General features: G+C 54.0%; 21 protein-coding genes and 1 other annotated feature. Of the genes, 15 read left to right on the plus strand and 6 right to left on the minus strand.

Annotation, left to right across the window (positions count from 1 at the left end; genetic code table 11):
* The first annotated feature begins 39 nt into the window (after positions 1–39).
* Entirely contained in the window at positions 40–555 is a 516-nt protein-coding gene (locus DL346_RS16125) for a hypothetical protein (protein WP_112883191.1), read from the plus strand.
* 52 nt (positions 556–607) lie between these two features.
* On the opposite strand, the gene DL346_RS16130 is transcribed toward DL346_RS16125, so the two are convergent.
* The gene (locus DL346_RS16130) at positions 608–958 is read right to left on the minus strand and encodes a DUF805 domain-containing protein (RefSeq protein WP_112883192.1); all 351 of its coding nucleotides are present in this window, start codon (positions 956–958) and stop codon (positions 608–610) included.
* A 129-nt stretch (positions 959–1,087) separates the two neighbouring features.
* Positions 1,088–2,374 (minus strand): tyrosine--tRNA ligase, encoded by a 1,287-nt coding sequence (gene tyrS, locus DL346_RS16135; RefSeq protein WP_112883193.1) that lies wholly within the window; start codon positions 2,372–2,374, stop codon positions 1,088–1,090.
* A gap of 54 nt (positions 2,375–2,428) precedes the next feature.
* Positions 2,429–2,655: a binding site (T-box leader), on the minus strand.
* Between the two features lie 144 nt (positions 2,656–2,799).
* Between tyrS and DL346_RS16140 the strand changes: the two genes are divergently transcribed.
* From DL346_RS16140 to DL346_RS16160, 5 genes are all read left to right on the plus strand, one after another.
* On the plus strand, positions 2,800–3,315 hold the full coding sequence (locus DL346_RS16140; RefSeq protein WP_112883194.1) for a hypothetical protein: 516 nt from the start codon (positions 2,800–2,802) through the stop codon (positions 3,313–3,315).
* 106 nt (positions 3,316–3,421) lie between these two features.
* Positions 3,422–4,687, plus strand: coding sequence for a class I SAM-dependent methyltransferase (locus tag DL346_RS16145; RefSeq protein WP_112883195.1), 1,266 nt, complete (start codon positions 3,422–3,424; stop codon positions 4,685–4,687).
* 2 nt (positions 4,688–4,689) lie between these two features.
* Positions 4,690–7,281, plus strand: coding sequence for a metallophosphoesterase (locus DL346_RS16150; protein WP_112883196.1), 2,592 nt, complete (start codon positions 4,690–4,692; stop codon positions 7,279–7,281).
* Between the two features lie 129 nt (positions 7,282–7,410).
* Positions 7,411–8,097, plus strand: a complete 687-nt coding sequence (locus DL346_RS16155; protein WP_112883197.1) for a class I SAM-dependent methyltransferase — start codon at positions 7,411–7,413, stop codon at positions 8,095–8,097.
* Positions 8,098–8,116: 19 nt separating this feature from the next.
* Entirely contained in the window at positions 8,117–8,449 is a 333-nt protein-coding gene (locus DL346_RS16160) for a low molecular weight protein tyrosine phosphatase family protein (protein WP_112883977.1), read from the plus strand.
* A 69-nt stretch (positions 8,450–8,518) separates the two neighbouring features.
* On the opposite strand, the gene DL346_RS16165 is transcribed toward DL346_RS16160, so the two are convergent.
* Together DL346_RS16165 and DL346_RS16170 are read right to left on the minus strand one after the other, a co-directional pair.
* Positions 8,519–9,355, minus strand: a complete 837-nt coding sequence (locus DL346_RS16165; RefSeq protein WP_112883198.1) for a WYL domain-containing protein — start codon at positions 9,353–9,355, stop codon at positions 8,519–8,521.
* Positions 9,342–10,676: a WYL domain-containing protein gene (locus DL346_RS16170; RefSeq protein WP_112883199.1), complete on the minus strand. Its 1,335-nt coding sequence runs from the start codon at positions 10,674–10,676 to the stop codon at positions 9,342–9,344. The genes DL346_RS16165 and DL346_RS16170 overlap by 14 nt, the downstream gene beginning before the upstream one ends.
* A gap of 164 nt (positions 10,677–10,840) precedes the next feature.
* Here DL346_RS16170 and DL346_RS16175 point away from each other — a divergent pair, with 164 nt between their 5' ends.
* From DL346_RS16175 to DL346_RS16195, 5 genes are all read left to right on the plus strand, one after another.
* Entirely contained in the window at positions 10,841–11,632 is a 792-nt protein-coding gene (locus DL346_RS16175; RefSeq protein ID WP_240633231.1) for a nucleotidyltransferase domain-containing protein, read from the plus strand.
* Positions 11,633–11,640: 8 nt separating this feature from the next.
* The gene (locus DL346_RS16180) at positions 11,641–12,867 is read left to right on the plus strand and encodes an RtcB family protein (RefSeq protein ID WP_112883200.1); all 1,227 of its coding nucleotides are present in this window, start codon (positions 11,641–11,643) and stop codon (positions 12,865–12,867) included.
* A gap of 130 nt (positions 12,868–12,997) precedes the next feature.
* Complete coding sequence (locus DL346_RS16185; RefSeq protein ID WP_112883201.1) at positions 12,998–13,258, plus strand: hypothetical protein; 261 nt, start codon at positions 12,998–13,000, stop codon at positions 13,256–13,258.
* Between the two features lie 126 nt (positions 13,259–13,384).
* Positions 13,385–14,488 carry an N-acetylmuramoyl-L-alanine amidase family protein gene (locus tag DL346_RS16190; RefSeq protein WP_112883202.1) on the plus strand — a complete coding sequence of 368 codons (1,104 nt, stop codon included), beginning with the start codon at positions 13,385–13,387 and terminating at the stop codon, positions 14,486–14,488.
* Between the two features lie 707 nt (positions 14,489–15,195).
* Positions 15,196–17,370 carry an acyltransferase family protein gene (locus tag DL346_RS16195; RefSeq protein ID WP_112883203.1) on the plus strand — a complete coding sequence of 725 codons (2,175 nt, stop codon included), beginning with the start codon at positions 15,196–15,198 and terminating at the stop codon, positions 17,368–17,370.
* Positions 17,371–17,431: 61 nt separating this feature from the next.
* Here DL346_RS16195 and DL346_RS16200 read toward each other — a convergent pair whose 3' ends face one another.
* Together DL346_RS16200 and DL346_RS16205 are read right to left on the minus strand one after the other, a co-directional pair.
* Positions 17,432–17,704: a hypothetical protein gene (locus DL346_RS16200; RefSeq protein ID WP_240633232.1), complete on the minus strand. Its 273-nt coding sequence runs from the start codon at positions 17,702–17,704 to the stop codon at positions 17,432–17,434.
* Positions 17,705–18,175: 471 nt separating this feature from the next.
* On the minus strand, positions 18,176–19,438 hold the full coding sequence (locus DL346_RS16205; RefSeq protein ID WP_112883204.1) for an MFS transporter: 1,263 nt from the start codon (positions 19,436–19,438) through the stop codon (positions 18,176–18,178).
* Between the two features lie 426 nt (positions 19,439–19,864).
* Here DL346_RS16205 and DL346_RS16210 point away from each other — a divergent pair, with 426 nt between their 5' ends.
* The 4 genes from DL346_RS16210 (at position 19,865) to DL346_RS16225 (ending at position 24,634) form a co-directional block, all read left to right on the plus strand.
* The gene (locus DL346_RS16210; RefSeq protein WP_112883205.1) at positions 19,865–20,977 is read left to right on the plus strand and encodes a BMP family lipoprotein; all 1,113 of its coding nucleotides are present in this window, start codon (positions 19,865–19,867) and stop codon (positions 20,975–20,977) included.
* A gap of 103 nt (positions 20,978–21,080) precedes the next feature.
* A complete protein-coding gene (locus DL346_RS16215; protein ID WP_112883206.1) occupies positions 21,081–22,604 on the plus strand; it encodes an ABC transporter ATP-binding protein in 1,524 nt (507 codons plus the stop codon).
* On the plus strand, positions 22,601–23,674 hold the full coding sequence (locus DL346_RS16220) for an ABC transporter permease (protein ID WP_112883207.1): 1,074 nt from the start codon (positions 22,601–22,603) through the stop codon (positions 23,672–23,674). The genes DL346_RS16215 and DL346_RS16220 overlap by 4 nt, the downstream gene beginning before the upstream one ends.
* Positions 23,675–23,677: 3 nt before the next feature.
* Entirely contained in the window at positions 23,678–24,634 is a 957-nt protein-coding gene (locus tag DL346_RS16225; protein ID WP_112883208.1) for an ABC transporter permease, read from the plus strand.
* The last annotated feature ends 29 nt before the right edge of the window (positions 24,635–24,663 follow it).

The raw sequence follows: 24,663 nt of genomic DNA on the forward strand, positions 1-24,663 counted from the left end.
AAGTCTCGCATCCGTTTCGCGAGCGAGGAGATGGCGATTATGAAGCGACATGCGCTAGGCATCGCGCTGACCATTCTTGGATTGGCGGCCTGTATTTCAACTGCATACGCAGTCGACAATAAGGGCTACATGCCTGTAACCCAAACTCCTGACATGATTACGGTCTACATCAATGGGATGGAACAGTTAGACGGCAAGCTGCTGCTGCAGGCCGACCCGATCGAGTGGTACGAGGGTGAAGCTGCGGATGCGGCTTTCGTTAAGGAAGAACCGGATGCCGGCTTAGACTATGCGCCGGACGGCTACTACATCGTGAACGACGATGAGACGGCGGAGACGCTGGAGGTTGACCCGAACGCCGCTGTCCTTATGCAGATTTACGATCGCGGCGGCAGCCTCGTAAATGAGGAGGCGGAGTGGAACCAAGCCTTTTCTCTCGCGAAGTTCGAATCGATCTATCATGCGGATAGCCAGATCGACATAAGCGAGTTTCCGTATCATCTCACGTTGAAGAACGGCAAGGTTGTACGGATCGTGCAGCAATTCATTCCTTAAAACAGGTAAAGCCGCTGTCCAGATGGACAGCGGCTTTTTTTGCCGCAGAACCTTATGGCGCGAAAGCTTTCGGGTTCGGCCCATATTGATTATCGCCAGGATCGCCCTCCAGACACATGAAGACGATGAAAATAATAAAGCCAATGAGCGGTACGAAATTGATCAGAAGCCACCAGCCGCTCCGGTTAGTATCATGCAGCCTGCGAACCGCTACGGCTAAGCCCGGCAACAGAACGGCCAGCGAGTAGATCGAGGAGATCCAGCTCATCCCCAGCATGCGGGCCAGGCCTGAGAGCACGAGGGAAATGATGACGTTGAAGAGAACGAACATCCAATATTCCTTGCGCCGGGCTCTTCCTTCGAAGACAACGTAGTTGTTCAAGACCTTCAAATACCATTCCATGATCGGTCACCTCGCCCTTTAGAATAGTAGAAGCTATATTAAGAAGCGGGGAGGAATAGAAGCGGTTGGGAAAAATAATATGCGCTCATAAAGAAACCCGACATGGCGATCATGACGGGTTTCTTTGTCTTATTCGAACCGGGCCAGGAAGTAGTTCTTCTTCCCGCGGCGAATGACGAGGTATTTGCCATGCAAACGCTGGTCTTTCGGAATGACGGTGTCGCTGCCCGATTGCTTCTGGCCGTTCACGTAAACGGCTCCGCCGTCGATGTCCTGCTTCGCTTGGCGCTTCGAAGGAGCTGCGCCGACTTCAACCAGCAGGCTCATCAGGTGGCTCTCTTCTTGATCTGCAGCGAATACGGTCGTCGGCATATCGCGCAGCGCTTCGATCAGTTCTTCTTCGCTAAGCTGTACGAATTCGCCGGAGAACAGCGCCTGCGTAATCTTCTCGGCCGTGACGACGGCATCGGCGCCATGCACAAGCTTCGTTACCTCGCGGGCAAGCTCGCGCTGTGCAGCGCGGCGCTCCGGATGCTGCTGGAGCTCGGCTTCCAATGCTTCGATTTCCGCCTTCGACAAGAACGTGAAGTATTTCAGGAACTTCACGACATCGTTGTCGTCCGTGTTGATCCAGAATTGGTAGAACTGGTACACGGAGGTTTTGTTCCGGTCGAGCCAGATGGCGCCGGACTCGGTTTTGCCGAACTTCTTGCCGTCGCTCTTCGTGACGAGCGGCATCGTCATGCCGAAAGCGCCGCTGCCGCCCATTTTGCCGATCAATTCAAGACCTGCCGTAATGTTGCCCCATTGGTCGCTGCCGCCGATTTGCAGGGTGCAGTTATGGTCTTGGTTGAGCCTGTAGAAATCGTACGACTGCAAAATCATGTAGCTGAACTCCGTGAACGAAATGCCGTTCGCAAGACGCGAATCGACGGAGTCCTTGGCCAGCATGTAATTGACGGTGAAATTTTTGCCGATGTCCCGCAGGAACGTGATCACGTCAAGCGGCGCGAGCCAATCGTAGTTGCTGACCAGCTTGGCGGGGTTGCCTTCACGGTCGAATTCCAGGAAGCGGGACAGCTGGTTTTTCAATTTTTCCGACCATTCGGCTACCGTTTCCGACGTATTCAGCGAGCGCTCGGTAGAGCGGCCGCTCGGGTCGCCGATCAAACCGGTGCCGCCGCCGACCAGGGCGAGCGGAATGTGGCCCGCTTGCTGGAAGCGGCGCAGGCATAGAACCGGAAGCAAGTGGCCGATATGAAGGCTGTCGGCCGTCGGATCGAACCCGCTGTAGAGCGTGACGCTCTCGTCTTGCAGCTTTTTGCGGAAATTGTCCACGTCGGTCAGTTGGTGAATCAGGCCTCTGTACTCCAGATCATCGACTAAATCGAACTTGCTTTGTACATCATTGGTCATCGGAAATCCCTCCAAAAAAAGTGTCAAACAAAAGAAAGACCCGCCTCTGTCATAGACAGGGACGAGTCATCGCGTTACCACCCTAATTGAGAACGCCGCGGCATTCTCCACTCCATGTCAAGTAACGGCTGACGGCCGTCTGCCCCTTCTGCAGGCGCCTGCAGTTTCGGGACGAGAAGCTCCGGAATGTAATTCACGTTCAACCTGTACCGGCTTGCACCAACCGCCGGCTCTCTGGAAGCAGGATTTGAAACGCTGCTGATTTCCATCATTGCTTTATGTTGTAATTGCTTGAGAATACTTTATACGAAAGTGGACCGGAATGTCAACTTTGTCTTTCCTGCAAGGATCTGGAAGGTTTTTCGCTTGCTTGCGTAGTAATCGTAGTAGGGAAGAACACGAACAGCGAGAGGAGTGAATTCGAGATGTTTGATCCGACTGTATTCGATAATTTGAAGGTAGCGATCGAGAACCAAGTTTACGATCTGGATAACATTTCTGGCCAAATCCTGGTTACGCATCGGATTGACAGGCTGGAAATGGCGGTCATGGCGCGTGTATTCGCCATTCAATTTACGCTCGCGAACGGAGCCGGCGTTACGGCCGAAATCCGGCTGGAAGCATCCTTGAAGGATATTGCGGCTGAGCTGCTGGATCAAGGAGGGAACCCCGGCTGCACGCTGCGGCTGCGGTTCTTTATGCCGATTCACGATACGGCGGCGACGTGTAAAGCAATCGAAGAGAAGCTGACGGCGCTATGGCAGCCGGAGCTGCCGCCTACGCAGACGCTTAGCTTCGCCTATGGCGAGCAACCGGTCAGCTATCACAACGAAATCGAGCTGCATTTCAACCGTAAAATCAACGAGGAGCAGATAGAGGATCTGCCGGAGCTGATCGACCATGTGCTGCAGTCGCTTGAGGCGCTGGACGGGTTGGAATAATCGATGATCGTAATTTGGGGGACGTCGCCATACTTACGCCATGTTCAGTTCGCTTCTCTTTTGTCATGATGAAGACAACAAATGAACGATTAAGGGGAAGATGAATGTGGCTATCGTACAGCTGACGTCCACCAATCCGAGGTTTTCATTCCTCATCAAAAAAAATCCGGAGACCGGCATGCTGCTTCGGGCCATACGCAAAGGCATGGCGTACGGCTGGTATGGGGACGAACAAACGTTTAACGTCTATTTCAAAGACGCGGACAATGAGATTTCGTTCAAGCAGCATGAAAGCGAGTCTTTCGAGTATTTGAATGTGTCCCGGTACAATACGCCGATTCTCCCGCTAAATGTGATCAACGAATTTTTTTCCGCGCCTCTTAAAGCTCAAAACGAGCTGGACACGGAAGGCTGCCGGCACACGTTTTACATCAATATGATCCATATCGAGATGATGAGGTACATTGAGTTTTTTCAAAAGCATTTGAAAGACTATTCGTTTCAAACCGAGCACCTTGCTTATAAAAGCTATTCCCTGTCGATCACGACAAGCCGAAGCATCTACGAGCTGCTGCATGTGGTATGCGTGCTTTGCTTATTCCTTTCGATGTTCGGCGAGGAGTATATCGATATTTCGGACAGCATCCTGGATAAATACATGAAGAGTCTCAATGTGATCGATGCGCCGTTCTATATCCGCAGCTTGTTCGTCCGGAACTTCCTGTCTTCCCGGGAACGGTTTAATAAATATAAGGTTGAGGCGGAAAGCACAAGCCGGTATGACATTCGTTTCGATTTCGGAGGGACCGCGTTTCAGAGACGCAGCTACATCGGCAATGCATTGCGCTTTAATAAAGCCATTGTCGATATCGGCTGCGGAGAGGGTTATTATGCCCTTCCGTTTGCGGGAAAGCTGGAGCACAGCTACTACGCGATCGACCTGAACGAGGAATCGCTCGAGGTTGTTAAGCGTAAAGCGGAGACGAAGCAGGTAGAAAACATTGCGCTGTTCGGCTCCGTCGATCACTTTCTGGATGCCTACAATGGCGAAGCGGTGGATGTCATTCTGACCGAAGTGATCGAGCATATGCCGGAGGAAGAGGCAGCCCGATTAATTCGGCAAATATGCCGTAATATCGCCTTTGACCGGCTTATCATTACGACGCCGAATGCCGATTTCAACGTTTATTACGAGCTAAGCGGCTTTCGTCATGACGACCACAAATGGGAAATGGGCTCGAATGCGTTTCAGCGATGGTTCCGTGCCGTGATTGAAGAAGAGCCATTGGATGTTCAATATATTGCCGTAGGCGATGGCGTTGATGGGGTTCAGACGACCCAAGGTGCCATTGTGCAAAGGAGGGGGGCTTAAGCATGGAGCTGGTCACGAAAATCCACACGATATTTATGTTAATCGGTTCAACGGAATGCGGTAAAACGACTTTTGCTGCGGAAGTGCTGATGCCTCAGCTCAAATTCTCCGATGCGGTGACGAACAGCCGCTCCAATGTGCAGTATATTTCTTCCGACAACCTTCGCCAGGAAGTGCTTGGCTATGCTTACGATAAGTACGATAACGTGATGCTTGAAGCAAGCGGGCAGGCGTTTCACTTGTTGTTCGAGAAGCTGCGAATGGTCACTTCCTATCCGATCAATGCGGAGTTTGTCATTGTCGATACGACCGGACTTGCGGAGGATTTCCGCAAGCGGGTCAGGGAGATCGCCTTCGAGAACAACTATAACCTCGAGGTCATTCTCTTTGATTACCGCAACCGCGAAGACTATTATGCTTCGGACCGGTCCAAGAAGCTGATTACCTCCCATATCAACCGGCTGAAAAAAGACGTTCTGGGCGCATTGTCGCGGGAAGGGTATGACAACATTCACCGGATAAAGGCAAAGGATTTCTATTCGGTCACGGAAAGGAAAGCGAATCCGGACTATCGGGTTGTCATCGAAAATTTGGCCGACTATCAAGCGTCGATGCTGCCCGCGGATCAGAAATACGTGATCGTTGGCGACGTTCATGAGTCTGTCGATGAGCTGCGAGGTTTGCTGCGCGGTTACGGCTATGGGCTTGAAGAAGATAAGCTGACCGTCACGGAGCGCGTGCAGCGGACGAAGATTATTTTGGCGGGGGACTGGATCGATAAAGGGAAGCGGACCAAGGAAACGATCGAGTTCCTTTATCGCAATCGGGAGAACTTCCTGTTCGTCTTAGGCAATCACGAAAATTTCGTCGATAAGTATTTGCAGGGCGACATTCAAGGCGTGGATGATGAACTTCTCCATACGTACTTTGATTCTGCCGAGGCGCTTCGCGGCGACGATGGACTGCGTTCGAAATTCACCGAGTTGGTCGCGCTCTCCAAGCCGTTCTTCCGATTCAACGGAACATCGGGCTCGTCCTTCTACGTGACGCATGCGCCTTGCCGCAACAAGTATATCGGGAAGCTGGACCGCAATTCGGTTCGCCGCCAACGCAATTTCCGAATCGATCGCAGCGCTCCGCTCGAGCCGCAACTTGCTTTCCTGGCCGAGGAGGCGGTAAGCAACCAGCCTTTCCATGTATTTGGACATATCGCGGCAAAGCGGGCCTTTCGGATTAAGAACAAGGTTCATATCGATACCGGAAGCGTGCATGGAAACGGCTTAACCTCGGTCATGATTTCCTTCAAGCCCTTTTATAAATCGCATAAATCCCAGCCGCCCGTCCTGATCGAAGAGCTGCCCGTTTTATTCCAGGAAGAGAAACAGGTATCGCTGCAGGATCTCGGAGAGGATGAAACGCGCAGACTTCGTTATGTATCGCGCAACAAGGTGAACTTCATTTCGGGTACGATGTCTCCGGCGAACAAAGACGAAGCGCGAAATGAACTGGAGTCGCTGCGTAAAGGGTTGGACTATTTTGCGGATCGCGGGTTGAACGAGGTTGTCCTGCAGCCAAAATACATGGGTTCAAGGTGCAATGTGTATCTTCATCGCGACATCAGCCAGTGCTTCGCGGTCAGCCGAAGGGGCTACAAAATCAATCCGGGCCAGGTTGATTTGACGGGGATCTATCAGCAGCTGTTGAGCAAGTTTGGCGATTACATGAAGGCGCATCATGCCGAAATGCTGATTTTGGACGGTGAATTGCTGCCATGGAAAGCGTTGGGCGAAGGATTGATCGAGAAGCAATTCAAGCCGATCGGGAGAGCGCTGGAAACCGAGCTTGCCTTTCTCCAGCAGAACGGGTTTGAAGAAGCATTCGGCAACATGCGTGAGGCATACGCGGAGAGCGGATTCCGCAAGGATCAGCATACGATGGCAAAGTCGGCTCTAAGCGAGAAATACGGCGATCGGATTTACCAGAACTTCAAGTATATGAACGAAATTTTGGAGTCGTACGCGCCGTTAGCCGAGCATGTGGATGCCTACCGCATCTACAAGAAACAGCTTGAGCTTTACGCGGAGGATGCAGAGCTTGCGTATAAACCGTTTGCGCTGCTGAAAGTGGTTTATGAGAACGGAGATGAAATGCTGCCGGAATGGGAAGCGTCGGAGATGTTCCGTTTTCTGTCCGACGATGCTTTTCTTAAGATCGATTTGAACGATCCCGCCAGCTATGAGGAGGCTGAAGCGTTCTTTGCCAAGCTGACCGTGGAGAATCATATGGAAGGTGTCGTCATCAAGCCCGAGGTCTACGAGAGAGGCGGCATCCCGTATATGAAGGTTCGAAACGGCAGCTACCTCTCCATCATCTACGGGTACGACTACCGGTTTCCGTACAAATACAAGAAGCTGATGAAGCAGAAAAACATTGCTCAGAAGCTGCGCACCTCGGCAAATGAGTATAAGCTTGGCCAGCAGATGCTTGCTATCAAATTTGCGGAAATTACGCCGGATCATCAGGCCTACGGAGCGGCAGCAGCCAATTTGCTATACGAGACGGCCAAAGAGAAAGAGGTTGATCCGCGGCTATAGCATGGCGTCAGTATAGGCAAAAGGAATGGAGCTCATAGGCACAGGATATTTCAAGGCTTTTATTCAGCGGATTATAATGGGAGTAGATGTCGATTCGGGCAGCATGATGAGCAAGGGGGATGGTTAATCGTGGATAAAAACGCGCGGGACGTCCGCAACTCGTTCAATGAGACTGCAGCCGTGTATGACGGCCAGCGGCGGAAGCTGATTCCCTGCTTTGATGACTTCTACGGCATAGCCGCCGCTCTGGCTGAAACGGAGACCGAGGCCCCGTCCATTCTGGATTTGGGTGCCGGGACGGGGTTGCTTTCTTCCTTCCTGCTGCAGCGTTATCCGCAGGCGAAACTAACGCTCATAGACCTGTCCGACAATATGCTGGACATTGCAAGAAAGCGGTTCAAGGATGTTCCGGGCGTCACGTACCGTTGTGAAGATTATACAAAATTCGCAGCGGAATGTTCGTTCGATCTGATCGTGTCCGGCCTTTCCATCCACCATCTCTCGGATGAGGATAAGCGGGTGTTGTACAAGGCGAGCTACGCTAATTTAAAGCCGGGCGGCGTCTTTATCAATGCGGATCAGGTGCTGGGCCATACGCCGTATGTGGATGCCCTCTACAAAACGGACTGGAAGCGGAAAGTGGAGGCCAGCGGATTGTCGGCAGCGGAAATCGCGGCTGCATACGAGCGCACCAAGCTGGACCGGATGGCCGGCTTGCAGACGCAGCTGGACTGGCTGGAACAAGCGAGTTTTGCGGATGTGGACTGTGTGTATAAGTATTACAATTTTGTCGTTATGGTTGGGAGAAAGCGCTGAACTGAGAGAGGGATGGAGCATTAAACTATTATTCGTGTGCAGCCGCAATAAGTGGCGCGGCCTAACGGCAGAGAAGGTGTTCGAGCACGCGTCCGGCTATCAGGTCAGATCGGCGGGAACGGAAGACGCCGCAAGAGTGAAAGTTACGAGCGGCCATATCGGTTGGGCAGACGTCGTATTTGCGATGGAAAAGAAGCATGTTCGGAGGCTCAATGAAAAGTTTCGGGGAGAACTTGCGGGGAAACGGCTCATTTGTCTGGATATTCCCGATGATTACCAGTTTATGGACGAGGAGCTCATTGATATTCTGAAGGGCAGGGTAACGGAGTATATCGATATTTCCGTTGATTAGAAAAAAGGCCGGTGAGCCGGGACGCTGCATGCGTGCCGCTGCTCACCGGCCTTTTTATATAGAGGCGTGTTAGGAGGATGCTTGCTCGTCTTGATCCGGCAACAGCACGCCGTACCTCGCTAACGCTTTGCCGGACGATTCCAGCATGCGCTTGCGCAAATAATCGCTCTCCGCAACGCGTACGCGTTTGCCCAAAAAGCGAATTTTGGACAGGACGTACTCGCTTTCGTCGCTAAGGTAACCTAAATTGACTTTATATACGCCGTTGTCCTCATCGTAATCGACGGTCTTATCGAAACAGGAGAACGCGTAGAGGATACGCGACAGCTCGCGGTTATAAGCAGGCATCACCTCGATGACCGCATATTCCTTGCGCTTGTCGAGCTGCCCGCGGATGAAGGCGATCGCTTGCTTGATTCGTTCGGGAGCCAGGTCTGCAGGTTCGGCTAGCGAAATATTCGCGAGCTTCGTTCTCATGAAGGAACGGTGCCTGAGGTTGTACCATAGCAGATACCACTCCCGCTTCACCATGGAATACTCCATCTTGTAGGGTACGCCGAGCTGCCTCTCATGGACTCTATCGTTCTTGATCTTGTAAGACAGGGTAAGGCCGCTGCCGCCTATAATGGCGCGGCTTAAGCTGCGAAGCAACGGATGATAAACTTGCTTCTCCAGACTGCGCGCTTTCTCCACGAAATGCTCCTCCAGCTCAAGCTCCAGCGACTGCTCCTCGCCTAGAATGCCGTGCAGCTTCGTAAGCGTCTCGGCTGAGAAAGCGGCCGCTGCCGCCGGATGCCGCAGCATCAGCTTGAGCCAGGAGCGCTCATGGGAGGTTACCATGAACGTGCCGGAATTCTCCAGCCTTGAGATGACCTGGTAGTTAAAAATCTTTTCAAACGGATTCATAGTACGCGGCGATCTCCTTCCATTCCGCAATCATTTCCTCGCGAAGCTGTCTTGGGGCGAGCACCTCGCAGCTGGAACCGAAGCTGCGCAGCCATGGCCGGATCTCGGTCGTGCCGTTGACGATGATCTCGTAGATGAAGCTGTCCGCCTCCTCCTCCACGATTTCGCCCCACTGTCCCTGCAGCAGCACGCGTTCCCGGACGAAGTTCGGCGACTGATCGCCCGGGTTGAAAAATCTTGCCCGCACCTTCACCGCCCCGCCCGTATCGATCAGCCAGCTGTGCTTGATGCGCTGCTCCAGCTCCTGCCGCTTCTCGACAAACAGCTCTTCCGGCACCGATTCGCCCTCGGCCAGCTGCGTCATGCCCTCCAGCCGGTATTTTCGGATTCCTTCTCGGCTGTTGTTGGCGAGCATATACCAGCGGCCGTATTGATGATCGTAGATCACCTTGATCGGCAGCGCCGTTTGCGGTTTGCCGCCCGAGTCCCGCTCAAACAACGGGTTGGTGTTTTTGGACGCATAGCTTTGCTCGGTTTTCGGCGAAAAATAAACGAAGGTGACTTTGCTGCGATTCCGGATCGCGGCGAGCAGCGTGAAGAGATGCGCCTCATCCAAAATACGGGAGTAATAATGGTACTTATACAGGAAGGACAACCCGGCTGCTGCGCTATCTTCATCCGCGTTCGCTTCGGTTTGGCGCCGGACGGACCTCTTCAATTGATCGCGCAGCAGGTAGCCCTGAACCGACGGCACCTGCGTATTGGCCATCACATCGACGAAATGCAGCAGATCGAGCAGCTCGTCGTCATTCAAGCCGCGCACGAGGTCGTTCTGGATGCGGTACCGGTAAGGGCGCGCGCCGGGCTCGCGCTTGACGACGCCGACTTCCTCCAAATATTTGAGGTCCGAGCGAATCGTTTTCTCATCCGGAAATAAGGCGGCATCGGCAGTTGGACCGCTGCAGCATAGGTCGAGCAGCTCCAGCGCCGTCTGCGGCTTCTCGTGCATGGCGGCCAGCAGAAGCGCCAGGCGCTGGCTCTCGGAGTCCTTGAGCGATTTGGCCCGGAACAGGAACAGCAGCCTCGGGTCGGCGGAATCGTAATAGCTGTAACGGACCGCATCGGCAAATTCCTTGCTTTGCTCCTCGGAGGTCTGCTGCTGCGTGGCGGCAGCGATCTCCTTCAGCCTGCGGATGGTTTTATCAAACGTATGTACGGAGATGCCGAGCCGCTCGGCGAATTGCTGGCGGTTATAGGCGCCGCTCGTAAGGACGAGCATGCGCAGAAACTGGATTTCTTTATCAAAGCTCTCTCTAGCCACGGGGGAGCCTCCTCTTCATCACGAACAATCAGATAGTTTCATTGTAACAGGGCTGGAAGCGCCGGAAAATGGCAATGTTTCTCTGCCGTCGCCATACTTTTGCCGTGTTCGCGGGAGGCGGAAGCGGCCATAATGGGATCAACGGGATAAAGGAGCTTGGTACGATGACGATCATGTATACGACTGAACAAATACAAGAACAGCTTCGGCGCATTGAAGAGGAAGAGCAGGTCCGCATTCTCTACGCCTGCGAATCCGGCAGCCGGGCATGGGGCTTTCCGTCGAAGGACAGCGATTACGATGTGCGTTTCCTCTATGTAAGGCCGGCGGAGTGGTATTTATCGATCTTCGACCGGCGGGACGTGATCGAGCGGCCGATCAACGATCGGCTGGATCTAAGCGGCTGGGATATCCGCAAAGCTTTGAATCTGTTTCGCAAATCGAATCCGCCGCTGCTGGAATGGCTGCAGTCGCCGATTCCGTATTGGGAAGCAACTGGCGCTGCGGAGCGGATCCGTGCATTGTCGCCGCTGACGTTCTCGCCGCGGTCCTGCCTCTACCACTACTTGCATATGGCGCGGGGCAACTATCGGATGTATCTGCAAGGCGAGCAGGTGAGGATCAAGAAATATTTTTATGTGCTGCGTCCGATTCTGGCCTGTTTGTGGATTCGTGCCAGCAATACGATGCCGCCGATGGCCTTTCAGGAGTTAGCAGATGCCATGCTGCCGGATCAAGAGGAACTACGGGACGTCGTGGAAGAGCTGCTGGCGCGCAAAATCGCAGGCGATGAGCTGGATTACGAGCCGCAAATCACGATCATTAACGCGTTTGTGGAGAAGCAGCTGGCAGAACTGGAGCATGAGGCGCCGTCCGTACCGAACGCGCCGAGCACGCAGGATGAGCAATTGGATCGGCTGTTTCGAATGGCAATCAAAGAAGCTTGGGGAGGGTGAAACGAATAATGGCATATGCAACAATTGGCGGGGTTCGCGTGTGGGGGACGCCGGATGACGGGGCCGTATCGCAGGCGCGGACCTGCGCGGAAACCGGACGGGTCATGCGGACGCTGTTGATGGCGGATCACCATAAAGGCTACAGCCAGCCGATCGGCGGCGTTGTCGTGTACGACGGGCAAATTTCGCCTTCGGGGGTCGGCTATGACATTGGCTGCGGGAATAAAGCGGTTCGTACGGGCTTGATGGCAGTGGATGTGAAGCGCGATATCGCGGGGATTATGAATGCGATATCGCGCCGGGTTTCGTTCGGCGTCGGGCGGGTGAACGAGGAGCGGGTCGATCATGAGCTGTTTGACGATCCCGATTGGGCGGTTTATCGGGCTGTCGGAAAGCAGGAGCACGACAAGCTGCTGGCGCTTGCGCGAGATCAGCTGGGCACGGTGGGGAGCGGGAATCACTTTGTGGATCTGTTCGAGGAGCCTGCGACGGGCCGACTATGGGTGGCGAATCATTTTGGCAGCAGAGGATTCGGGCATAAGACGGCGAGCGGATTTCTTAATTTGGCCGCAGGCCGCGGCTTTCTCGGCCATGCACCGGGGGAAAAGATGGATCAGCCGCCGGTGCTGCTAGAGATGGACAGCGAGCTTGGCGTCATGTACTACCGCGCGATGCGGCTTGCCGGCCGCTACGCCTACGCCGGCCGCGATTACGTCATGAAGCAGGTGCTGGCCATACTCGGAGCGGAGCCGGAGATGGAGGTGCACAACCACCATAACTACGCATGGAAGGAGCAGCATGGCGGCAAGGAGACGGTCGTCGTCCGCAAAGGCGCGACGCCTTCCGCGCCTGGGCAGCTCGGCTTCATCGGCGGGAGCATGGGCGATATCTCCGTCATTGTGAGGGGGAAGGATACCGCCGAGAATCGCGATGCGTGCTATAGTACGGTGCACGGTGCGGGCCGAATCATGAGCCGGACGCAGGCCGCCGGCAAAATGAACTGGCGCACGCGCTCCCGCAGCGGCGGCCAAATTACGCCGGAGCAGATGAAGCATGCCGTGGCGGCGTACGGCGTCGAGCTCCGCGGAGCGGGCACCGACGAGAGCCCGTTCGTTTACCGCAAGCTGCAGGATGTACTCGACGCGCACAGCGAGACGATCGATGTGCTCCACGTGTTGAAGCCGATCGGCGTCTGCATGGCAGGCGCGGATGAGTTTGACCCTTATAAGGATTAAACGGCTTGGATGAGGGGCGCTTCTTTGGAGACGCCTTTTTTTGCGATAGTCAGCCCTATCCTTTAAGCTATTGTGCCTAAATAACGGGTATAATGAGGACAACGCTATGAATGCCCAAAGGAGGAAATTTATGAGCCAGATGCTGAATAAGCTATGCGTCAAAACGTTCAACAACACCAACGTCATTACGGAGATCGGCGTGGTGAAAAAAGTGAATAGCCGCACGATTCACGTGGATTGGGGCAAGAAGGTTTGGATCTACCAGAACCGGGATTTTCGCTGGATTCCGCTTACGGCGGAGGAGTTCGGGGAGAAGTACGGCAAAAACAAGTTTTCACCGGAGGCTCTTGCCAGAGCGGCGGAGCTTGGCCTGGATATTCCCAAGGGATAGGGAAATCGAATCAGGCATCGACTTCATCCGACAGAAGCTCATATTTTGTAAAAATAGGTATCCCCTAATCTAGCAACTGCTGATATAATAAGAGTCTACCTTTTTTATCCACTGAAAGGAGATTCTATGCGTAGATATGTCAGCCTAGTTATCGTTATGACGCTTCTGCTCGGCAGTCTCGGCCTTTCGATGGCCTCGGCAACATCCTCTTTTCCCTATCAAGCGAAAGTAAGCACGGCTGCGTTGAACGTGCGCAGCGAACCATCCTTGCAAGCCTCGATAGTCGGCCAGCTGCGCAATGGCGATATCGTAACCGTGACGGATGAGGAAAGCGACGGCTGGGTGCGGGTGAAACGGAATAAATTATCCGGCTGGGTGGCAGGCTACCTGCTCCGCAAGCTGGACGGTAAAGGCCAAGCATCCAATCCGACGGTCAGTTCGCCGCCCTCAAGCGGCAAAGTCAGCACAAGCCCCGGCTCAACGGCGACGGTGCTGGCCGACTCCTTGCGGATACGCTCCGGTCCGGGAACGAGCTATAAGATCATCGGTTCTCTCTCGCAAGGGGAGCAAATCTCAATCACGGGCAGTCAGAGCGACTGGCTCAAAATCCGCACCTCCGCGAAACAAACGGGCTGGGTAGCCAAGGCTTACGTAGGCAAAGGCGCTGCGCAGCCGAAGCATGCCGGCAAAGGGCTGCGGGGCAAAGTGATCGTCGTCGACGCGGGACATGGCGGCAATGATCCCGGCATGATCGGCACGACGTATGAGACGGAAGAGAAGGACCTTACGCTCAGCACCGCCATTTATTTAAAACAGGAGCTTCAAAGGCTCGGCGCGACCGTTCTTATGACGCGGACGACCGACAGAAAGCCTGAACTGTCCGAGCGCGTTCGGGTCAGCGAGTCGGCGAATGCGGATGCATTCGTGAGCATCCACTTCAACTCGTCGGAGAGGCAGAACACAGGATCGCTCACTTTCTACTACTCGGAGAAGAAGGACCGGCCGCTCGCCCAAGCGGTGGAAGCCGAGCTGGCGGGGGCTGGCGGGCTGCCCAGCCACGGCGTCTCTTTCGGCGATCTTCACGTGCTGCGGGAGAATGATACCGTCGCAACACTCGTGGAGCTGGCTTTTCTGTCCAATCGCAAGGATGAATCGATCGTTCGCGGGTCGGCCTACCAGAAGAAGGCGGCGGCGGCGATTGCCCGGGGACTGGCGAATTATTTCGGATAATACATATCGGAAACACTCCTGAGAAGGAGTGTCAGGCTGTCGAGAAAATCTCGAGGGGCTAACCGGAACCATCTAATGGGCATCTATGTCCGTTAAACGTTATAGAAGCGAAAAAACCGAATCTAACGGTCACAAATGTCCGTTAGATTCGAAAAATAGGATTTTTTCCTATAAAAATAGCTATAACGGTCATTTATGACCGTTATAAACTGAAATTGATCATTTCAGGGCTCTAACGGACATCCATGTCCGTTAGAGCCTACAGGTTCGCTGTCAAGAGAATAGACAGGCCTATCGGACTTTCTCGACACTCAGTCACTCCTGAAAAGGAGTGTTTTCTTTTGTACATAAACGATGAAAATTTTGTTTCGCACCTAGTTTAAAAGCGGTTTGAATTTCGATAGAATTAACGGTAGAACTAGATTTTCCTTTACTGCAATCCAATGCAGCCTGTAATCGCTCATCTCCTGCAAGGAGACGGGCGTTTTTATTTCAGGAGATGGGCGGAGAGGGCGGTACTGGATGTCATTCGTTTTGGTTGAATGAGGCTGCCGATCCCATGATTCCGGATTTAAAACCGAAATGTAACTCTTCTGTAACGATATCGATTCGTCGCGGTTTTATAATCAACGATGTAGCCTTGAGACAGGCCAATTTAGTCAGCAAGTGGGGACAGGGCCCCTAAAGCCAGAAGGAGTAATGCTATTATGCCAAAACCAATCGGAAACAGCGGACGTTATATGCCTGGACTGGATGGTCTGCGGGCGATCGCCGTTATTGCGGTTATCGCATATCATCTCAATTTATCTTGGTTGCCGGGCGGGCTGTTAGGTGTCGGCATATTTTTTGTCCTATCCGGCTACTTGATTACCGATATATTGCTGAAACAACAAAGCAAAACGAGACGTTTGAACCTAAGCGATTTCTGGATTCGACGGGCAAGGCGGCTGCTGCCGGCGATGGTGCTCATGCTTGGATTCGTTACGGTCTGGCTGCTGATGACCGATCCGGCGCGGCTAATGGGGCTGAGGGGCGAGATCGGCTCGGCCCTTCTCTATACGAGTAATTGGCGGCTGATCTTTCACGAGGTGTCGTATTTCGAAAGCTTCGGGCCGCCGTCGCCGCTAGGCCATTTGTGGTCGCTTGCCGTTGAGGAACAGTTTTATTTGGTATGGCCGCTTGCTCTGGCTTTGCTGGTGCGGTGGTTGCCGCAGCGCGGCAAGCTGGCGCTTGCGATTCTGGTCTTGGCCGGCGTTTCGGCCGGTTTGATGGCCGTGCTCTATGAGCCGGGGCTTGATCCGAGCCGCGTCTATTATGGAACGGATACGCGGGCGTTCGCGCTGTTGATCGGCGCTGCGCTGGCCGCAATCTGGCCGAGCTGGAAGCTGTCCGAAATGGCATCTCGCAGAACGAAGATCGTGCTCGACATTACAGGCTTCGGCGGGATGGCGGTCGTCTTGTACATGATCGTTACCGCAGGCGAGTATGACAGCGGCCTATACCGCGGCGGCATGATGGCGCTGTCGGTTGCGACAGCGGCTGTAGTGGCTTCGTTGGCGCATCCGGCAAGCCGGATTTCGCGCGTGATCGGATGCGGGCCGCTGCGATGGATTGGCGTACGGTCTTACGGCATCTATTTATATCATTACCCGGTTATTGCGCTGACGACGCAAGCGGCGGAAGCGGGCGAGTTTCACCTTATCCGGGCATTGGTTCAAGTCGCGGCGACCATTGTGCTGGCCGAGCTGTCGTGGCGCTTCATCGAGGAGCCGATCCGTCAGGGTGCGCTTGGAAGGCTCGCGGGCGGAGTGAAGAAGTATCTTGGGCGTTTCAACAGGGGCCGGCATCCGATGCGCGAAAACCGGGCTCTGCTGCTGATGTCGCTGAGCATGCTGATGGTGGTCAGCGTATCGTGCTCGTCGCAGCTGTACGCGATTGAAGGCAAGGCAGCCAAACAAGCGTTGGTTGGACAAGCCGTGGTCGATGAGACCGTCGGTGAAGTCACTGTTGGTCATGACGCTGCAGATCACTTGGAAGTGGATTCAGCGAAGTCGCCTATTGGGGCGGAATCTGATGGGGAAGTGTCCGGCAAGGGAAGTGGCGAGGAAAAGCAGGGCGAATCTGACTCTGGCGGTGAGGGGCATGAGGGAACGGCGCCTGACGGAGCAGATTCTGGCGGAACAAGTTCTGGAGGGGCGAACTCGAGCGGGGCAGATCCTGATGGCGTAAAACCCGGTGGGTCAAATTCTGATGCGGGGAAGCCTGACGATACGGAATCTAGCGGGACAGCGCCAGACGGTGCAGATCCTGGCGGTGCTGTAAAGCCTGACGGCAACGGGGCTAGCGACGGTTCGGATTCGAAAGGCAGCGGTACCGGCGCGACGAAGCCGAACGAGGCCAAGCCGCCGGCTCCCGGGAGCGTGACGGTAATTGGCGACTCGATTATTTTGGATGCGAAGCCTTATTTGGAGGAGCTTGTAAAGGGAATCGTCGTTGACGGCAAGGTGGGACGTCAAATGTCCGAAGCCGACGATGTGGCGCTTGAGCTTAAACGTCAGAACAAGCTTGGCCAAACCGTGATTATCGAGCTGGGGACGAACGGTTCCTTCTCCGAGAAGCAGCTGAACGGACTGCTGACCGCTATTGGAAGCGGGCATAAAGTCATTCTTGTAAATACGCGCGTTCCGCGCAAATGGCAGGATGTCGTCAATGACATGCTCGCCGAAAAAGTAGACCGCACGCCGGGTCTATCGTTAATCGATTGGTACGCGGCCAGCAAGGGCCAGGATGACTTCTTCGGCAAAGACGGCGTCCATCTGAAGAAGGACGGGGCGAAGTTCTTCGCGCAGCTGCTCGCCGATTCGCTTGCTAAGATAAGCTGATGGTAGGAAACGAAGTCCCCGTACAGACTGCGATGGCTGCAGGTTTGTACGGGGACTTTTTTTATCGGCAAGGAGGGAATGGCATGATATCGTAGATTTGGTTGATCGGATACTGGAAGGTAGCAAACTGTTGGGCATACATATATTGCATCACATATACGACACCGCCCTGCACGCCGCAGATCACGCCGGAGACGCCTTGGCCCGTACGAAGCGCGATGCCGGCAGGGCGCCCCGTCAAATACATCGCTTTTTGTGCCAGCGTCATGCCCATCTGCCCCTGGCCTGGACTTTGATGGCCCGGACTTTGATGACCCGGACTTTGCATGAACATGGAGCATCACTCCTTGAAGTGGTTGTAGGTAACTATCCTTGCTCGCATCCGGAATCAGTCTATGCGCGTGTTGGTCATATGCCCGCGGCGATTGCCCATCGCAGGCTGAAGGCTGATCGGGTAATTCAGAATAACGAACCTCATCGTGCTTATTTTAAGGGAAAATCGGTTAAGACGCGGGCCAACGAACTCCAGTGACGTTATTTTGCTGATATCGGGGAAATTAGACGCATCTTAGTTGGAATAAGCCTCCTCAGGTTCGTTAGCGCCTCCGAAACGGCGATTTTGGCCAAATAAGCACTAATGGGTTCGTTATATTCCACCTTGAGCGAATCAGTGGCAATGAAAAAATCGGCTCTGGACAGTTGACTTCACAACGGGCTCAAACAAAGATGCGGCGTTTTTTGCTTACCTGTCATGGATTTTATCGGCTATGGAGTGGAACGGTCAAATCAACGAAAAAAAAGAGCCCTATCCGGCTGCCTGGATAGGGTTCTTCGCGTTCTCGCGGACCATGAGATAGAGGAAGGCCGAGGCGATCAGGACACCGCCCGCCACGCACCACGAAGCCGAAATCGACACGTACTGCGCGATAAAGCCGTGTATGAAGGAGCCGAGCAAGCCGCCTAGCTGCAGGAACAGCGAATTAAGCGACTGCATCGTGGAGCGGTTGCTTTCGTTCAACTGCTGATTGAACAAAGCGGTGTCCGGCGCGCTTGCCATGCCGTTGCTCATGAACAAGACGAAATAAAAAACGGTGAAGCCGGCAACACCTTGTTGGGCAGCCAGAATCAAGAACAGGATGCCTAGAGCCGAGCGCATGCCGAACAGCAGCGTTGAAGCCTGCACCCGAAGCAACCTGGACAAAGGCGTGAACAGCAGGCCTCCTGCAGAGGCGGATACAAAATAGCCCGCAGTCAGCAAGCCGAACTGCCAGGTGGCCGAATCAGGGCCTAGCATGCTCTTTACCTGCGGCTGCCAGTACGTTTCAAGACCCGAGAAGGCAAAGCCCCAAGCGAGTGCCGCCATGAGAAGGAGCAATACGGCAAGCTGCTTAAAGCCGTACTGCACGGCGTCGGACACAAGCTGGGGAAGCCGACGGAAGCCATCTAGCGCGTCGGCGGATCTGCTTGCATGGACCTTCTCTACGACCAGCTTGGAAGTAAGGCCATATTGCACCACGATCATCGCCGCCATTGCGACGAAGTTGATCGAGTATATGCCTGCGCCTAAGTTCGATGCGAACCGGCCGAGCACATCGGGCAGCAAACCTCCGGCCAGAGCGCTGACGCCCATGGCAAGCGGGATGAAAATACTCGCTTTCGCAAGCTTGCTGCTAAGGTCGCCGCCCGGCTCCAGCCGGTTGAATTCGTCCACGAACCACGCATCGATCGAGCCGGAAGACAGCGCCCTTGCCGTACCGAACAGCAAGTAACCGATCATCAAGCTGGCCATGTTCCACGAGATCATGACGAGCAGCACGGCTCCGAGCATAAAGAGAAGGGAGATGAGGTACACTCTCTTTCGCCCCAGCGCATCCGATAAACCGCCCGTCGGCAGCTCGAGCAGCAGCACGGTTGCGGATGAGGCCGCGAAGATGAGCCCGATCTGCTGCAAATTGAATCCCTTCTCCATCATGAACAAACTGGATACCGGCAAAATCAAGCCGATAATGAACCAATGAAGCGATTGGTTCAGCGTATAAACAACCAATAATTTCGATACGGATTTCATCCGGGTCAAACCTCCCTATGAAGACACAGCTTAGTCTAATGCCAATAGCGAGATTGGACAAGAGGAAGTTGCTTGAACCGAACCGCTTCGATTGTGTGATACAGAAAAGGAAAAAGGTTGAATTTTCCATTATTTTGTCGGACAATCAATGAGGAGGGGCATTCGTCCTAATTTCATGAAAAATGAATGGAAGATTTTATCCGCTTTGGGAATGCTATACGTGTGCAAATATAGATGTGAAACCGGCGTTATATAACCTGACATAACGAGGAAGAAAAACGGAAATTGCTGCATAAAAATAGTTTACAAAAAGGCTAAATCACCGTATATTTGAAACAGGGCAAACAAATGCTAAAAAAGGTTTTTTACAAATGTTCAAACCGGGGTTAGCAACAAACTACATATGGAAATGAGGAGTAGAAAAAAATGAAAAAAAGTCTAGTCACGATCCTGATTTGTATGCTGGCGTTCGTTCTGGTTGTCGGCTGCGGCAGCAAGAATAACAACGCAGGCGGGAACGCCGGCACGAATGAGGGCACGAAAGGAACTTCTTTCAAAGCGGGGATGGTTACGGACTCCGGCACGATCGACGACAAATCTTTCAACCAAGGCACTTGGGAAGGTCTGCAGCGTGCGACGAAAGAACTGGGCGTCGAGTCCAAGTACCTAAAGCCGGCCGGCACGACGGAAGCCGACTACCTGAAGGAAATCGGCAACCTGTATGACGCAGGCTTCAAAGTGATCGTTGCTCCAGGCTTTAAGTTCGAAACGGCGATCTTTGCGGCGCAAGATAAATATAAAGACGCGAAGTTCGTTATTATCGACGGTACTCCGCATACGGCTAAAGACTTCACGCCGGTTGTGAAGGAGAACACGGTTTCGATCTTCTTCGCGGAGCATGAGTCCGGCTTCATCGCCGGCGTTGCAACGGCGCTTCAATTGAAAGAAGGCGAAGCGGGCTTCATCGGCGGCATGGAAATTCCGGCGGTTCAGAAGTTTAACTGGGGCTTCCAGCAAGGCGTGAAATACGCAAACGACAACCTTGGCACGAAGATTTCGATTAAAAAGGAAAACGTCGTTTACCAAGGCAGCTTCGACAACGTAGCTGCAGGCGGCCAGCTGGCGGCTCAAATGTACGACCGCGGCGTGAAGGTCATCTTCACTGCGGCAGGCGGCGTAGGCGTAGGCGCGATCAACGAAGCGAAAGCACGCGCTAAAGCGGGCAAAGAAGTTTGGATCGTCGGCGTAGACGGTGACCAATACAAAGACGGCGTATACGAAGGCGACAAATCGGTCATCATCACTTCCGCAATGAAGAAAGTCGACGCAGCATCCTTTGACATGATGAAAGCTGAGCAAGACGGCAAGTTCCCGGGCGGCCAAACGTTGACGTTCGACATCAAGAATGATGGCGTAGGCTTGCCGGCCGAAAACCCGAACCTCAGCGAAGATACAGTGACGAAAGTGGCTGACGTTACGGCGAAGCTGAAGAGCGGCGAGATCAAGGTTGCAGCGGAAAAAGGCGACCTGATCAAGTAGCCCTAACCTTTTCGCCATAGCCTTAAATCCAAGAAGAGACGGGACGCTCCGTCTCTTTTTGGTTAATACCCTACGATCATTTTGGTAAAGGAGCCCGTATCGTATGGAATTTGTAGTGGAAATGCTTAATATTCGCAAGGAGTTTCCCGGGGTCGTAGCTAACGACGATATTACGCTCCAGCTGCGCAAGGGCGAAATCCATGCGCTGCTCGGCGAGAACGGAGCCGGCAAATCGACGCTGATGAGCATCCTCTTCGGGATGTATCAGCCTGACCGCGGCACGATCAAGGTTCACGGCGAGCAGGTCAAAATCGCTAACCCCAACGTAGCGAATAAGCTTGGCATCGGCATGGTACACCAGCATTTTAAGCTGGTCAGCAATTTTACCGTTACGGAGAACATCATTCTAGGCAACGAGCTGAAGAAGGGCTTCGTGCTAAACATTAAAGAAGCTGCCCGCAGAATCGAAGAGCTCTCGAAGCGCTACGGGTTGAATGTCGATCCGCATGCGAAGATCGAGGATATTTCGGTCGGGATGCAGCAGCGCGTGGAAATATTGAAAATGCTGTACCGGGATGCGGAGGTGCTCATTCTCGATGAGCCGTCGGCCGTGCTGACGCCGCAGGAGATTGAGGAATTAGGCAAAATCATGCTGAGCTTGGTTGCCGAAGGCAAGTCCATCATTCTTATCACTCATAAGCTGAAGGAAATTAAAGCCGTCGCCAACCGCTGCACGGTCATTCGCCGCGGCAAAACGATCGGTACGGTTGACGTTGCGACAACAAGCGAACTGAAAATGGCCGAAATGATGGTTGGCCGCAACGTAACGTTTAAAGTCGAAAAAGAAGAAAGCCGTCCCGGCGATGTGATCTTAAAGCTGGAAGGGTTGACTGTGAATAATAATAAAAACGTGCCGGGGCTCAAGGACTTCAATCTCGAAGTCCGCGCAGGCGAAATCGTCGGCATAGCGGGCGTCGAGGGCAACGGCCAAACAGAGCTTGTGGAAGCGATTACAGGTCTTCGGAAGGCAGAGAGCGGAAGAATTATGCTGGACGGGCATGACATTACGCGGGAATCGATACGCGGCCGTATTCATAAAGGCATCGCGCATATTCCGGAGGACAGGCAGAAGCGCGGGCTGGTGCTGGATTACACGCTGGAGGAGAACATGATCCTGCAGGTGTATAACCGCAAGCCATTCTCCAAACGCGGCATTCTGGACAAAGGCGCGATCCGCAAATACGCAAGCGGCATTCTGGAAAGCTTTGACGTCCGTTCGGGCAAAGGCCCGTTGTCCGTATCGCGGTCGCTCTCCGGCGGTAACCAGCAAAAGGCGATTATCGGGCGCGAGATCGAGCTCGATCCGGGTCTCTTGATTGCGGTTCAGCCTACGCGGGGCCTCGACGTCGGATCCATCGAGTACATCCATAAGCGGCTGATCGCTCACCGGGACCGGGGCAAGGCCGTACTGCTTATCTCGCTTGAGCTGGACGAAGTGCTGAATGTGTCCGACCGCATCGCGGTACTCAACAACGGCGAACTGATCGGCGTCGTGAAGGCGTCGGAGACGAATGAAAATGACATCGGAGCCATGATGGCCGGCGTCAAAATAGGGGGAGACCAATGAGGAATCTCATCATTTCCTTATGCGCGGTGCTGTTCGGCCTGATTGGGGGCGCCATTCTGATGGCGGTGACGGGACACGATCCTATAGAGGGGTACAGGTACCTTTTTCAGGGCGGACTGAAAAACGCGTCACGCTTCGGCGATACGCTGGCGACGGGCACTCCGCTGATCTTTACGGGTCTATCGGTCGCATTCGCGTTCCGTACGGGTCTGTTCAATATCGGCGCGGCGGGCCAGATGCTATTCGGCGGTTTCTGCGCAACCGTAGTCGGGCTTAATATCGACACGGCCAGACCGCTTCTGCTGCTTCTGATGATCCTGGCTGCCATAGCCGGCGGCGCGGTGTGGGCATTTATCCCGGGGCTGCTGAAGGCGAGATTCAACGTTCATGAGGTCGTATCGACCATTATGATGAACTGGATCGCCTATTGGACGATTTACTACGCGGTTCCGGCATACTTGAAGGCAGAGCAGATCGAGACGGAGTCTCGGTCCCTAGCTGATAAAGCTACGCTAAGGTCGCCGTTTCTCTCGGATATGTTCGGAGGCTCTTATGTAAACCTTGGGCTGTTTCTCGCCGTAATCGTCGTGATCGTCATCGCGTTCATCATTAACAAAACAACGCTCGGTTACGAGCTCAAAGCGGTCGGCTTCAATCGTCATTCCGCCGAATATGCCGGCATCGGCGTCAATCGCAGCATCATCACGTCGATGCTGATTTCCGGCGCGCTGGCCGGACTAGCCGGTTTGGCGCAATATGCAGGTAACGGCAACAACATTCAAATCGGCATATTGCCTTCGCAAGGCTATGACGGTATCGCGGTTGCGCTGCTTGGCGCCAACTCGCCACTCGGCGTCCTGGTCTCCGCGTTATTCTTCGGCCTGCTCTACTCCGGCCGCGGTTTCATGAATGCCATGACGGAAATTCCGCCAGAAATCGCGGACTCCATCATCGCGATCATTATCTATTTCGCTGCTACGAGCGTATTAATGGACAGGCTCATCACGAGATTCATGTCCAAACGCCGGTCAACGATGGCTGCAACGGCTGGCGGAAAGGAGAAGGTGTAGCGTATGTGGCTGACGATTCAACAGATTTTCCCGTATGCGATCATGTTTACGATTCCGCTCTTGATCACCGCTCTAGGCGGACTGTTCAGCGAACGGAGCGGCGTTGTCAATATCGGCTTGGAAGGGCTTATGGTCATCGGGGCCTTCGCAGCGGCATACACGATGTACGAATTGCAGACTGCATGGCCGGGGCATGAAGTTGCGGCGATTTGGATCGGATTGCTGGTTGCCATCGCGGCTGGCACGGTCTTTTCCCTGCTGCACGCATTCGCAAGCATTCACTTGAGCGCGAATCAGGTCATCAGCGGTACCGCGATCAATATGATCGCTGGCGCGATAACCGTGTTTCTTTCCCGTAATATTACAGGCAGCGGCAATATCAGGCTTCCGGGAGGCTTGCCTTCGTTCGACGTATGGGGTTTCGCGAATATTCCGGTCATCGGCCCGCTGTTGTTTACGAAAACGTATTGGACGACTTGGATCATCCTAGCCGTTGTCTTACTCAGTTCATTAATTTTGAGAAAAACAGCCTTCGGACTGCGCCTCCGCTCCTGCGGCGAATATCCGCAAGCGGCTGAAGCTGCAGGCGTAAACGTCCGCAAAATGCGTTACATCGGCGTGTTGATCTCCGGCGCTTTCGCAGGACTTGGCGGCGGCATCCATCTGGTGACGATCGCCGGCGAATTCACGGGTACGGTTTCCGGCTTGGGCTTTCTGGCTCTCGCGGCGCTGATCTTCGGCCAATGGCGGCCGCTCGGCATTCTTGCGGCAACGCTGTTCTTCGGCTTCGCCAGCACGGTGGCCAACGTGTCGCAGGTCATTCCGCAATTAGCTTCCATTCCGCCGATTTTTCTCAAAGTGTTCCCATATGTGGTGACGCTGATCGCGCTCGTGCTGTTCTCGAAGACATCGCAGGCGCCGAAAGCGGCAGGGGAGGTATTTGATTCAGGCAAACGCTGATGGGGCAGCTACGGATAGGAGCGTGGGAG

It is taken from the genome of Paenibacillus montanisoli (genome assembly GCF_003268025.1).
GTDB classification, from domain to species: Bacteria; Bacillota; Bacilli; order Paenibacillales; family Paenibacillaceae; genus Paenibacillus_Z; species Paenibacillus_Z montanisoli.

What these genes read in the sequence shown, in the direction of transcription:
- DL346_RS16185 (WP_112883201.1), top strand. Translation starts at nt 12,998, where the DNA reads ATGAGCCAGATGCTGAATAAGCTATGCGTCAAAACGTTCAACAACACC.
- DL346_RS16205 (WP_112883204.1), bottom strand. Translation starts at nt 19,438, where the DNA reads ATGAAATCCGTATCGAAATTATTGGTTGTTTATACGCTGAACCAATCG.
- DL346_RS16190 (WP_112883202.1), top strand. Translation starts at nt 13,385, where the DNA reads ATGCGTAGATATGTCAGCCTAGTTATCGTTATGACGCTTCTGCTCGGC.
- DL346_RS16150 (WP_112883196.1), top strand. Translation starts at nt 4,690, where the DNA reads ATGGAGCTGGTCACGAAAATCCACACGATATTTATGTTAATCGGTTCA.
- DL346_RS16140 (WP_112883194.1), top strand. Translation starts at nt 2,800, where the DNA reads ATGTTTGATCCGACTGTATTCGATAATTTGAAGGTAGCGATCGAGAAC.
- DL346_RS16215 (WP_112883206.1), top strand. Translation starts at nt 21,081, where the DNA reads ATGGAATTTGTAGTGGAAATGCTTAATATTCGCAAGGAGTTTCCCGGG.
- DL346_RS16175 (WP_240633231.1), top strand. Translation starts at nt 10,841, where the DNA reads ATGACGATCATGTATACGACTGAACAAATACAAGAACAGCTTCGGCGC.
- DL346_RS16125 (WP_112883191.1), top strand. Translation starts at nt 40, where the DNA reads ATGAAGCGACATGCGCTAGGCATCGCGCTGACCATTCTTGGATTGGCG.
- DL346_RS16180 (WP_112883200.1), top strand. Translation starts at nt 11,641, where the DNA reads ATGGCATATGCAACAATTGGCGGGGTTCGCGTGTGGGGGACGCCGGAT.
- DL346_RS16220 (WP_112883207.1), top strand. Translation starts at nt 22,601, where the DNA reads ATGAGGAATCTCATCATTTCCTTATGCGCGGTGCTGTTCGGCCTGATT.
- DL346_RS16165 (WP_112883198.1), bottom strand. Translation starts at nt 9,355, where the DNA reads ATGAATCCGTTTGAAAAGATTTTTAACTACCAGGTCATCTCAAGGCTG.
- DL346_RS16130 (WP_112883192.1), bottom strand. Translation starts at nt 958, where the DNA reads ATGGAATGGTATTTGAAGGTCTTGAACAACTACGTTGTCTTCGAAGGA.
- DL346_RS16195 (WP_112883203.1), top strand. Translation starts at nt 15,196, where the DNA reads ATGCCAAAACCAATCGGAAACAGCGGACGTTATATGCCTGGACTGGAT.
- DL346_RS16210 (WP_112883205.1), top strand. Translation starts at nt 19,865, where the DNA reads ATGAAAAAAAGTCTAGTCACGATCCTGATTTGTATGCTGGCGTTCGTT.
- tyrS (WP_112883193.1), bottom strand. Translation starts at nt 2,374, where the DNA reads ATGACCAATGATGTACAAAGCAAGTTCGATTTAGTCGATGATCTGGAG.
- DL346_RS16225 (WP_112883208.1), top strand. Translation starts at nt 23,678, where the DNA reads ATGTGGCTGACGATTCAACAGATTTTCCCGTATGCGATCATGTTTACG.
- DL346_RS16200 (WP_240633232.1), bottom strand. Translation starts at nt 17,704, where the DNA reads ATGTTCATGCAAAGTCCGGGTCATCAAAGTCCGGGCCATCAAAGTCCA.